The organism is Pedobacter africanus (assembly GCF_900176535.1).
Lineage (GTDB): Bacteria > Bacteroidota > Bacteroidia > Sphingobacteriales > Sphingobacteriaceae > Pedobacter > Pedobacter africanus.
Genome location: NZ_FWXT01000001.1, coordinates 1,679,153 through 1,690,633, shown reverse-complemented (window position 1 = coordinate 1,690,633; position 11,481 = coordinate 1,679,153). Strand labels below are relative to the sequence as shown.

General features: G+C 42.7%; 8 protein-coding genes. 7 read left to right on the top strand and 1 reads right to left on the bottom strand.

All coding sequences use genetic code 11. The features are described 5' to 3' along the window. The first annotated feature begins 20 nt into the window (after positions 1-20). The 3 genes from lpxK to B9A91_RS07015 are packed head-to-tail and all read left to right on the top strand — an operon-like array spanning position 21 to position 3,926. The gene (lpxK, locus tag B9A91_RS07025; protein WP_235012483.1) at positions 21-1,091 is read left to right on the top strand and encodes a tetraacyldisaccharide 4'-kinase; all 1,071 of its coding nucleotides are present in this window, start codon (positions 21-23) and stop codon (positions 1,089-1,091) included. Beyond that, positions 1,063-1,878 carry a purine-nucleoside phosphorylase gene (locus B9A91_RS07020; RefSeq protein ID WP_084237660.1) on the top strand — a complete coding sequence of 272 codons (816 nt, stop codon included), beginning with the start codon at positions 1,063-1,065 and terminating at the stop codon, positions 1,876-1,878. The genes lpxK and B9A91_RS07020 overlap by 29 nt, the downstream gene beginning before the upstream one ends. After that, on the top strand, positions 1,878-3,926 hold the full coding sequence (locus B9A91_RS07015; RefSeq protein WP_084237659.1) for a putative porin: 2,049 nt from the start codon (positions 1,878-1,880) through the stop codon (positions 3,924-3,926). Before B9A91_RS07020 ends, B9A91_RS07015 begins: the two co-directional genes overlap by 1 nt. On the opposite strand, the gene B9A91_RS07010 is transcribed toward B9A91_RS07015, so the two are convergent. Beyond that, on the bottom strand, positions 3,923-5,143 hold the full coding sequence (locus B9A91_RS07010; protein ID WP_200815610.1) for an asparagine synthetase B: 1,221 nt from the start codon (positions 5,141-5,143) through the stop codon (positions 3,923-3,925). The two genes, B9A91_RS07015 and B9A91_RS07010, sit on opposite strands and share 4 nt — an antisense overlap. A gap of 214 nt (positions 5,144-5,357) precedes the next feature. Here B9A91_RS07010 and B9A91_RS07005 point away from each other — a divergent pair, with 214 nt between their 5' ends. The 4 genes from B9A91_RS07005 to B9A91_RS06990 all read left to right on the top strand — a co-directional run bounded on the left by B9A91_RS07005 (position 5,358) and on the right by B9A91_RS06990 (position 11,454). After that, entirely contained in the window at positions 5,358-6,002 is a 645-nt protein-coding gene (locus tag B9A91_RS07005) for a DUF4136 domain-containing protein (protein WP_144008879.1), read from the top strand. Between the two features lie 112 nt (positions 6,003-6,114). Continuing rightward, positions 6,115-6,717 carry an RNA polymerase sigma factor gene (locus B9A91_RS07000; protein ID WP_084237656.1) on the top strand — a complete coding sequence of 201 codons (603 nt, stop codon included), beginning with the start codon at positions 6,115-6,117 and terminating at the stop codon, positions 6,715-6,717. A gap of 67 nt (positions 6,718-6,784) precedes the next feature. Then, positions 6,785-7,912 carry a FecR family protein gene (locus B9A91_RS06995; RefSeq protein WP_084237655.1) on the top strand — a complete coding sequence of 376 codons (1,128 nt, stop codon included), beginning with the start codon at positions 6,785-6,787 and terminating at the stop codon, positions 7,910-7,912. Positions 7,913-8,145: 233 nt separating this feature from the next. After that, on the top strand, positions 8,146-11,454 hold the full coding sequence (locus B9A91_RS06990) for a SusC/RagA family TonB-linked outer membrane protein (RefSeq protein WP_200815609.1): 3,309 nt from the start codon (positions 8,146-8,148) through the stop codon (positions 11,452-11,454). Positions 11,455-11,481: the final 27 nt, after the last annotated feature.

Sequence of the window (11,481 nt, the reverse complement as noted above, 5' to 3'; positions counted from 1 at the left end):
TTAATAATTCCTATTTTTGAATGCTGAATATGATAAAATACCTGCGCTTACTGTTGCTTCCCTTTTCTGTCCTTTACGGCATCGTAGTGGTGTGCAGAAATAAATGCTATGACATCGGGCTGTTTAAGTCTACCAGTTTTGACCTGCCTGTAATTTGTGTGGGGAACCTGGTGGTTGGCGGCTCCGGTAAGACTCCGGTAACCGAATACCTGGTTCGTTTGTTAAAGGATTATAAAGTTGCCATACTGAGCAGAGGCTATGGCCGGAAAACGAGGGGATTTATACTGGCAGATGAAAATGCCAATGCACTAACCATTGGTGATGAGCCCATGCAGTTTTACAGTAAATTCAGGCATGTTACCGTAGCGGTATGTGAAGACCGCGTTTATGGAATCAATCGGCTAAAAGATAGCCATGACCTGATTATTTTAGATGATGCCTACCAGCACAGGAAAGTGAAACCAGGGTTCAGTATTTTGCTTTTTGAGTATGAGAAATTACTGAGCTGGCAGTTTCTGCTGCCTGCCGGGAATCTAAGAGAGCCCTTTGATGGCTACAAGCGGGCGCAGTCACTACTGGTTACCAAAGCTCCGGAAAGGTCTGACGCCATGGAAACCGCAGCCTGCGTCAAAAATTTTGGAAATATGCCGGCCGGCGGACTATTCTTTTCTTTTATCAGCTATGGAAACCTGAAGCACCTGTTTTCGGGTGCGGAACAGTCTTGTGATGCCATTAGTGCTGATACAAGGGTGTTTTTACTTACCGGAATAGCCAATCCGGGACCTTTACTGGTACATTTAAAAGGATACTCAAAACATATTGTACAGCACAATTATCCCGATCACTACCCGTTCAGCAGGCAAAATATCGAGCAGCTGGTTAATGCGTTTCAAAGTGAAGGTTCAAAAGAAAAGATCATCATCACAACAGAAAAGGATGCACAGCGTTTATTAGCTGTTACTTTAAAAGAATTACTGTTAAATTTACCGGTCTTTTATTTGCCCATTAAAATTGAGCTGCAGGAAAAAGATAAAGCTACATTTGATCAAAAGATTTTAAATTATGTTTCAGGCACTACACGAAACCGTTGAATATATAAAGCGCAAAACCAATAATTTCCAGCCCGAGATTGGAATTGTTTTAGGAACGGGCCTTGGGGGGCTTGTAACGGAGATGGAAATCGAATTCAGTTTAATGTATTCCAATATCCCTAATTTTCCAATCTCTACTTTAGAGTTCCATTCCGGGAAGCTGATTTTTGGAACGCTTAAAGGCAAGCGGGTAATGGCAATGCAGGGCCGTTTGCACTATTACGAGGGGTATAGTATGCAGCAGATCACTTTTCCGATCAGGGCAATGAAGGCCCTGGGGATACATTGTCTTTTTGTATCGAATGCTGCAGGCTCTTTGAACCCTGATTTCAAGAAAGGTGATCTGATGATCATTAACGACCACATCAATCTGCAGCCGGAGAGCCCTTTGAGAGGGCATAATGATGCCGATATGGGGCCAAGGTTTCCGGATATGAGCCAACCCTACAGTCGTAAACTCATTGCAAGTGCAATGCAGATTGCTGAAAAAGAAGGTATTACTTGTCATCAGGGTGTATATGTGTCTGTAACAGGCCCAAACCTGGAAACAAGAGCAGAATATAAATATTTAAGGGTCATAGGAGGAGATGCAGTAGGAATGAGCACCGTGCCTGAAGTTATTGTAGCCAATCATATGAGTGTGCCTGTATTTGCCATCTCTGTATTGACAGATGAAGGTTTTCCTGAAGAGCTGCAGCCTGTTAGCCTGGACGAGATCCTGGAGACTGCAAGTGCTGCTGAACCCAAAATGACTAAGATATTGAGCCAGTTAATTTCGACGCTATAATGTATAGACGCATTGTTTTATTTGTTCTTTTGCTTGCAGGTTTAAGTACCGGGCATTTGTATGCGCAGGATTTAAAAACTACAGTCAGGGAGAACAAGGAACTGGATTCTTTGCGTAAGAAAGAGGAAGGAGGGATCGACTCTGTGGTATTTACATCTAAATATGTTCGTTATACGACGCTAAAGCTTACAAAAGACAGCATTCAAACGCTGGCATTGGATACGAGCTTAAATGGCTTTCAGAACTTTAGTGTGCTTGTACAGCCAAGAAGACCTACGGTAGGTACCGGTAACCTGGGATTGGCAGCTATGCCCATGCTGTTTGAACCTTCAAAAACAATTGGTTTTGATGCCGGCTTTCACGCATTGGATTATTATGCCATGACCCAGGACGACATTAAATACTATAAGGCCAGGACGCCTTTTACCAGTTTGTATTATGTGGCGGCGGGAGATGCAGAACAGGTTTTTAAAGTGATCCACTCCCAGAATGTGAAGAAAAACTTTAATGTGGGCGCAAATTTTAACCGGATTGGTGCCAATGGTATCTATGCCCGTCAAAGGGGCGACGATTTGAACGGGGCATTGTTCACCTGGTACGAATCGCCCAATAAACGTTATAATTTATGGAGCAATGCCATATTCAATACTTTGAAGGCAGCTGAAAATGGTTCAGTGGGTAATGATGATATTTTTACCACCGAAGGCCAGCTGGGCCTAAACCGGATAGCCGAAAGGGTGCGCTTAAACAATGCCAGGCAAATATGGCGACAGGGTTCTTTTATGCTCAAACAAACCTATTTTGTTGGGCGTATAGACAGTCTTGCCCAGGAAATATCGGATAAGATCTTGCCAACGAATAAAATTGCCTATACATTTAAATACGATAAACGTTCCTATGCATTTCAGAAAAATGAAGATGACGATAGTTCTGTAATTCCGGAAGGTTTTGCCGATCCGAGTTTTACGAACGACAGTACCTTTTACAAGCACATTCAAAATGAGTTTGTATATAGTTTTTTTCTAAGGGCAAAATCCAGTTCTATCATTAAAAATGAATTAAAGGTAGATGCGGGCATCCGGCACGATTACTATAATTATACACAACTGGGCCAGTATCCCGATACCACCAATTTTTATAAATACAATTCTACTTTTCAAAACATCACTTTACTAGGCTCGGCAGGCTACAGGTTTAGCAACCGGATAGACCTGAACCTGGATGTGGAACAGATTTTTCAGGGTAGACATACCGGCGATTTTTTGTATGAGGCTAAGAGCAATGTGCTGCTCAGTAATTCGGTAGGCAGGGTGGTGCTGGGCGCTTATTTCCAGAACAAATCCCCGGAAGAGATTTATAACCGTTTTGTTGGAAACCATTACAACTGGCTGGGCGACAAGAATGGTAACAGCTTTGATCGAACCAAAACGATCAATTTCTCCTTTAAATACCTGAATGAGCGGCTGAAACTGGATGCTACGGCGCAATACTACCTCATCACCAATTATCTGTATTTTAAATCGAGAGCTTTAGACATGCAGACTACAACTACAAGAACCGATACGCTAACCCTAATGCCAGTTCAGCTGGGCAGCAGTGTTAACCTCTTAAAAATTGCCATCGGTAAAAAGTTCCGTTGGGGTAAATTTAACCTGGAAAGCTACCTGGTTTATCAGAAAACAGATAATCCTGACATATTGCGTACACCGGAGGTGTATACCTTCAATACTTTTTATATCAATCAAACTTTCTTTAAAGCACTCAAAACCAATGTCGGCTTTGACATCCGTTACAATTCACCTTACAAAAACTATGCTTACTCGCCAGCCTCGAGCCAGTTTTTTATCGGTGCAGACAGCAAGACATTTGAAAGTACCCCGATTGTGGATGTTTGGGTAAAAGCCAGTCTGAGAAAAGCAAACCTGTTTGTGAAATGCGACTATGTGAACCAGGGTTTCCCTAGTAAAGGGTACTATACCATTAACCGGTATCCGATGCAGGACCGCATGTTGTTCAAGTTTGGGGTGCAGTGGAATTTTTACGATTAAGTTTTCTGCGGTTTCTTCTTGGCTGCGGGGAACAGTACGTTGTTCAGGATCAAGCGGTACCCGGGAGAATTGGGGTGCAGGTTCAGGTCTGTTGGCGGGTCGCCCACCTCGTGTTTATAATCTTCCGGATCATGCCCCCCATAAAAGGTAAACTGACCCTTGCCTATTTCTCCGTTTAAATACCTGACTTCCTCGGCGCCTTTGTTTTCACCAAGTACGGTAATGCTGGGTTTTACCAGGCGTTTCCTGAAGGCCGTGGTCTGCCCCATAAAACCCTTTATCACTTTGTCATGATTTTGCGTGAGCATGGTGGGTACCAGGTCCCATTTGGCCGAAAAATCAAATAAGGTAAAGAAATCATTGCTTTGGTTTAATTCCCTGCTCCTGGTCTGTGTGACATCAATGTCCGAAAATTCGTAATTGGAAGGGTCCAGGTCCAGCATAAAATCCTTAAAGGCGAAAGTCCGGTTAAAGTTGATCTTTGCCTGTGCCTGTGGGTCGGCCGCATCACCATCAAACATCCTTTCACAAATGTCTACGCCTTCGGCGCTGAGGGCGATATCGAAGCTGTCGGTACCAGAGCACATGGCAAAAAGAAAGCCTCCGCCGGCACAGAATTCTTTTATCCGTTTTGCTACCGCAAGCTTCAGCTCAGAAACTTTTTTAAAACCATTTCTTTTGGCGGCGGCTTCCTGGTTTTTCACATCCTCCCTGTACCAGGTGGCGTTTCTGAAGGAGGCCCAGAAACGGCCATATTGCCCCGTGAAATCTTCATGGTGCATATGCAACCAATCATAGCCGCTTAATTTGTCTTTTAACACTTCGTCATCGTATAGCACATCATAGGGTATTTCGGCATAGGTAAGCACCAGGGTTACGGCATCGTCCCAGGGCAATTTGCTTTTGGGCGAATAGACGGCAATTTTTGGCGCTTTTTCCAGTTTTACCATTTCCATATTTACCTGTGGGTCACTGATTTCGTTCAGTATTCCGGTTACTTTGGCATCGGCCAGAACCTGGTATGAAACACCCCTGGCCTTACATTCATCCTCTACCATCTTATTGTATTTCACTAAAAAGCTACCTCCCCGGTAATTTAAAAGCCAGCTTACATCGGCCTGCTGTTTAATGCTCCAATAGGCAATTCCATAGGCTTTTAAATGGTTCTTCTGATCTTCATCCATATAAATAAGAATGGAGGAGGCTTTTATTACCATGCTACAGCAGAGCAAAAAAAACAAGATTGGGATTCGTTTGGCGGTCATAAAATGGGCATTGGTACGAATGTAACGATATAACGCTATTAAAAAAAGTAAATTGTAGCGAATGGGGGCCAAATCAATCCTGGTTTAGGCTGCCTGTAACGAGCTTTTTACCGCTTTGTTACTAAACCTTTTCTGCTTGCGCGTGTTTAATTATAAAACATTGGTTATGAAACGAATAACATTAGGCGTCATTTTGCTGGTAAGTGGGATGATGTGGGCTTGTAGTCCGATAACAAGGGTTACCGGATCGTGGGTAGATAGTGGTGCAAAAGGAAAAATGTTGGGTGGCCAAACGGTCTTTATTACATCATTAACCAGGAATATAAAAGTCAGGACTGAACTTGAAAATGGTTTTACAGCTTTGCTAAGCCAGAAGAACGTAAGAACCGTAAAAGGGAATGAGTACTTTAATCCGGAGTTCTATAAAAAGATACCGCCTGAAAAACAATTGTTATCAAAGATCAAAAATTCCGGCGCAAACTATATCATGACGATATCTATGATCGATAAAAACAGTGAAACACGCTATGTGCCCGGTACAAGAGGCTACGCGCCTTTTCCATATTACAGGTGGTACGGTGGTTTTTACAGTTATTACAACTACTGGGGTCCTATGTTTTATGAACCAGGTTATTATGTAACAGATAAAACTTATTTCATGGAAACCAATCTGTACGACATAGACAGCAACAAACTGATCTGGTCGGCCCAGTCGCAAACCGTTAACCCTGGTTCCATAGATAATTTTGTAAACACTTATCCAAAAGTACTGGTAGATCAGCTGGTAAAAGACGGCCTGTTGCCCATGTAGTGTACAGACTGTAGGGGCTTCGTAGTATCGCTGAAGATTAGTTAACATTGAGGTGAAAATTAATTAACTTTAATTGAAGATGTTTGACTAATTTTAAGAATAAATTACGACGATGGCCGCTTACAGCGCTTATACTGATCAGGAACTGGCAACCTTATTAAAGGAAGGCGATGGCATGGCCTATACTGAAATTTACGACAGGTACTGGCCGCTGATGTTCAGGCATAGCCGAAAAATGCTGAGGGATGATGATGAGGCCATTGATGTGGTACAGGATATTTTTACAGCGCTTTGGGCCAAATCAGCTGAAACCGTTTTTACGACTTCTATCCGGTCATTCTTATATTCTGCCACACGGAATAAAGTGATCGACCTGATCAACAGGAACAAGGTAAGAACCAATTACCTGGCGAATCTTCAGGAATTTTACGACAAGGGTGAGTTTCTTACAGAAGATATCATCCGGGAAAAGGAACTGATCAACCGCATTGAAATGGAGGTAGCAAAACTCCCGGCAAAAATGCGCAAGATATTTGAATTGAGCCGTAAACACCATCTTTCGTACAAAGAGATTTCTGAAATGACCAATGTGGCTGAAGGCACAGTAAAAAAACAGGTGCATAACGCGATTAAAATATTGCGTTTAAAGCTCCATCTAGTACTGGTAATCGGAGTAGGCCAGGTATTTCTGCTGCTCAATAAAATATTTTCTTAAAAATCTACCACTTTGATTCCAGCTGTTCGTCATAACCTCAAATGGCTGTTAGTGCAGTTGTGTAAATATGGAAAACGAAATAGCTAAAGGATTAATTGAACGGTATGCAAATGGTACCTGCAGCGCAGAAGAAAAGGCTATTGTGGAGAGCTGGTATCTGGATGCGATGCGGCAGGCAGACGATACCGATATGATGCCCCCCGATTTTGAAAGGGCTTCGGTAGTATTGGGCGCTACATTGCCGTTGCAACGAAAAAAAAGCTATCGTTACAAGCATATTGCAGCAACAGCTGCTGCAATATGCTTGTTGGCTATAGGGGCAGGTTGGTACCTTACAAGGTATAACCACAATAAAGCCAATCTGGTCCTTGCCGGGAAGGATGCTGAACCTGGTAAAAATATAGCCGTGTTAAGGCTGGCAAATGGCAAAACAATAAGCCTGAGTGATGCAAAGAAGGGCGTTGTGGTAGATGCACAAGGCTTAAGTTATAATGATGGTAGTGCCATTCAGGCCTCATCTACCGGAACTGCACCCGAAGGCGCATTGCTGAAAGCCAGTACTCCCCGTGGTGGTACCTATCAATTTACCTTACCCGATGGGACTAAAGTATGGTTGAACTCAGCTTCTTCAATACAGTTTCCTCAGGCATTTTCAGGCGTTAAAGAGCGCAGGGTACTGTTGACCGGAGAAGCCTACTTCGAAGTAGCGAAGATGAATTATAAAGGGAGGCGTTTGCCTTTTATTGTAGAGAGCAAAGGGCAGGAGGTAGAAGTGCTGGGCACACATTTCAATATCAACAGCTATACCGATGAAGAGGAGATCAGGACTACCTTGCTGGAGGGAAGTGTGAAAGTGCAGTCGGGTGTCAAAACTGTAACCATAACTCCTGGCCAGCAGTCGCGCATAAACAATTATTTGCCTGGAAAAATAACCGTAGTGCCTGGAAAAATAGAACAGGTAATGGCCTGGAAAAATGGTTATTTCCATTTTGAGAATGACAATCTTCCAACCGTAATGCGGCAATTGTCGCGCTGGTATGATGTGGATGTAGTTTACCAGGTAAGCAGAATGGATGATGAATTTGTAGGTGATATTCCGCGCACAGTGAGGTTGTCAGACGCCCTGAAAGTGCTGGAATACGGAGGCGGGCTGCATTTTAAAATAGAGAACAGGAAGCTGATCGTAACCAGATAAAAACAAAGAACCAGATATAAACTTAAAAACAAACAGCAGATGAAAAAATAATTACCAGAACCATCAGATCTTATTGAAGGAAAATAACCGGACCCTGGTGACAACAGGATCCGGCTTGTCCCATCCTTTATAGTCTGGAACTACGTTCCGGCCGATCGCAGAAAATACCTTGTTAAATAATTAATGGATTAACCAAAACATTCAAAAATATGAATTTTAATTTATGTAGGGTAATGAAACTCGTCGTAATCTTACTTATCGTTGGCTGCTTGCAGGTGTCGGCCGATGGCTACTCACAGAAGATTACCCTTGCTGAAAAGAATGCCACTTTCAGCAGTCTTTTTGGAAATATAAGAAAGCAAAGTGGCTTTACTTTTTTTTACAACAATAAACTGATCAGGCAGGAGGGGAAGATCAACATTTTCGTAAAAGATGCCAGCATCGAAGAAACACTGGACCTGATGTTTAAAAACAGGCCGTTTTCCTATACGATCGTTAACCGGACCATTGTAGTCAGAAGGGAAAAACCCGGACTGATCGGATTTCTCAGTAATATGTTCTCTGCCATCAACATCAAAGGAAGGGTAGTGGATAAGGAAGGCAATCCTTTACCGGGAGCGTCTGTGGTAATCAAAGGATCCGGCAAAGGGACTTCAACAAATGCCGCCGGAGAGTTTAACCTGGATGCAAAGGAAGGCGATGTGATCGTAGTTAAATTTCTGGGCTATGTAAGCAAGGAAATTACTGTAAATGCTGGGACAGGTACACTGAATATTGTGCTGGATGCTGAATTGCAGGACCTGACAGAAGTTGTCGTAACTGCGCTTGGTGTCAAAAGATCGGAGAAAGCGTTGGGATATGCGGTGCAAAAGGTTTCAGGGAAAGATTTGCAGACAGTAAAAGGGGTAGACCTTGGTACTTCGCTTACAGGGAGGGTTTCTGGGCTAGTGATTAAAAATTCAACCGAATTTAATGCCAGGCCTACAATCGAATTAAGGGGAGAAAGCGCTTTGCTGGTTATTGACGGGGTCCCTTATGAGAATATGACGTTAAGAGATGTGCCCACCGATGATATTGAAAGTATGGATTTGCTTAAAGGGCCGACAGCTTCTTCTTTATATGGGTCGCGTGCTAAGGGGGGTGTTCTAATGATTACCACAAAAAAGGGGGCGGCAGGTACGGGTTTTTCTGTTGATGTGAACAGCAATACCATGTTCCAGTTGGGGTATCTTGCTATTCCTGAAGTACAAAGTTCTTATGGGCGTGGACAGAACGGGGAGATTGACAACGACTATGTTTGGGGACCGAGGTTGGATGTAGGCAATACAGCGCGCGACTGGAACCCCGAAACCAAACAGTTTGAAGATGGACGTCCTCTCCTTTCTGTAGGAAAAGACAACCTGAAGAATTTTATGAATACTGGGATCATTACCAATAATAACATTTCCCTTGCACAAAGTACGGAAAACGGCAGTTTTAGGATAGGATTGAATCATATTTTTCAAAAAGGTCAGTTCCCTAACCAGAAACTGAACCTGATGAATTTTACCTCGGGTGGGGAAATCAAAATAAACGACCGTTTTAAAATAGAAGGCCGCTTTGGATTGAGCAGGGGCAGTACCCCGCAAATGTGGGGCAGTGGCTACGACAATCAGGGCTATCTTTACCAGCTGGTGATGTGGACAGGTACAGAATATGACATCCGTGATTATAAGGACTATTGGGTAGTGCCGGATAAAACTCAGAACTGGATGTACACAAACTGGTATGACAACCCGTACTTAATTGCCAATGAGAAATTAAACGGAGAGACAAAAAATAAGATGAATGCCAGTGTGACGGCCAATTACAAATTCAGTAATGACCTCAACCTGATGCTGCGTTTGGGGTATGATAATTTTAATGACCGGATTACCAAGCAAAACCCCACTGCCAATATTTTCTCAACCCGCGGTGGCTGGAATGCAAGAGGAATGTACCAGGTGAATGACCGTACCGGTATGTCGACCAACAACGACCTGATCCTGACCTACAATAAGAAAATAAGTAAATGGGCCGTGAGTGCACTTGCGGGCGGAACGTTGTTTTATTATAATAAAGATGACATTACAGCAACTACTAAAAACGGACTGATTTCACCAAGGTATTTTTCTTTAAAAGGTTCGGTTGAACCAATTACAACAACTTTTGACGCCGGAAGAAACTGGGCTCAGCAGATCAATAGTGTTTATGGACGTACATCCATAGGATGGAACGATGCAGTTTTTTTTGATGCGACCGGAAGGGGCGATTGGAATTCAAGCCAGCCGGCCACTTCCAGAACTTACTTTTATCCTTCACTTGGCTCAAGTGTAGTGCTTTCTGAACTGGTAAAGTTACCAAGAGTTATTGATATGTTTAAATTGAGAGGTTCATGGACTTTGTTTAAAAGTGCATTCGATCCATTTGACATTAATAAAACCTATGTAACGACCACCGCTGCCTGGAATACCTTGAACGCTGCCAGTTATCCGTCGAAATTGATTGGTGAGGGACTGCTGCCAAGTTCTTTCCGTACCTGGGAGATTGGAACAGCGGGTTATATGTTTGGCAAACGTCTGCACTTTGACGTAGCTTATTTTAATAAGTACTATTTTAACAGGCAGATAAATATAGACATACCCGGTTCATCCGGTTTTTCTACCATCCTCGTAAATACCGATGAAACCTACACCCGCCGTGGACTGGAAATCAGCCTGGATGGTACCATCATTAAAAAAGATAGCTTTGAATGGAATAGCATCGTAAACTGGTCCAACCAGCACCGGTATTATGACAATATTAGTCCGCTTTATTCTCCTGATAATTTATGGGTAAAAAAAGGGCAAAGATTGGACACCTATACCAGCTCATACTGGCTTAGAGATCCTGATGGTAATGTCATTTACAATAATGGCATGCCTGTTGAAAGTGATTACAATAAAAAGTATGGATACGGGGAACCCGATTTCAGCTTTGGTTTTATCAATAATTTCAGATATAAAAACTGGAACCTGGGTATCAATATAGACGGCCGGATCGGCGGCTTAATGTACAACTATATGTACGATAAAATGTGGGATACCGGTACCAATCCCGAATCGGATAACCAGTATCGATATGACCAGGTGGTAAACGGTTTGAATAATTATGTAGGAAAAGGTGTTAAGGTGATTTCTGGTGAAGTGAAATACGATAAGTATGGCAATATTACCAGCGATACCCGACAATATGCACCAAATGATGTGCAGGTGGGCTACCAGGATTTTGCACAGAATTTTAGAGGAGGAGATATGGGCATACAGGATGAAACTTTTGTGAAGCTTCGTGAAGTTTCTCTAGGATATAGCTTCCCTTCTAAACTCGCAAAAAAACTGGGGGCAAAAACAGCGTCATTCACTGTCACGGGGCAGAACCTTTTGTTGCTGACCAACTTTAAATTTTCAGATCCTGATATAGATACCGAGAATCTAAATTCTCCATCTTCACGTATGGTAGGTTTTAACTTCAGATTAGGTTTTTAATTGAAACCGGCTTAAATATTTACATTA

Bases quoted from the DNA above. Each gene is read 5' to 3' on its own strand.
- B9A91_RS06995 (WP_084237655.1), top strand. From the start codon at position 6,785: ATGGAAAACGAAATAGCTAAAGGATTAATTGAACGGTATGCAAATGGT.
- lpxK (WP_235012483.1), top strand. From the start codon at position 21: ATGCTGAATATGATAAAATACCTGCGCTTACTGTTGCTTCCCTTTTCT.
- B9A91_RS06990 (WP_200815609.1), top strand. From the start codon at position 8,146: ATGAAACTCGTCGTAATCTTACTTATCGTTGGCTGCTTGCAGGTGTCG.
- B9A91_RS07015 (WP_084237659.1), top strand. From the start codon at position 1,878: ATGTATAGACGCATTGTTTTATTTGTTCTTTTGCTTGCAGGTTTAAGT.
- B9A91_RS07000 (WP_084237656.1), top strand. From the start codon at position 6,115: ATGGCCGCTTACAGCGCTTATACTGATCAGGAACTGGCAACCTTATTA.
- B9A91_RS07020 (WP_084237660.1), top strand. From the start codon at position 1,063: ATGTTTCAGGCACTACACGAAACCGTTGAATATATAAAGCGCAAAACC.
- B9A91_RS07005 (WP_144008879.1), top strand. From the start codon at position 5,358: ATGAAACGAATAACATTAGGCGTCATTTTGCTGGTAAGTGGGATGATG.
- B9A91_RS07010 (WP_200815610.1), bottom strand. From the start codon at position 5,143: ATGGTAATAAAAGCCTCCTCCATTCTTATTTATATGGATGAAGATCAG.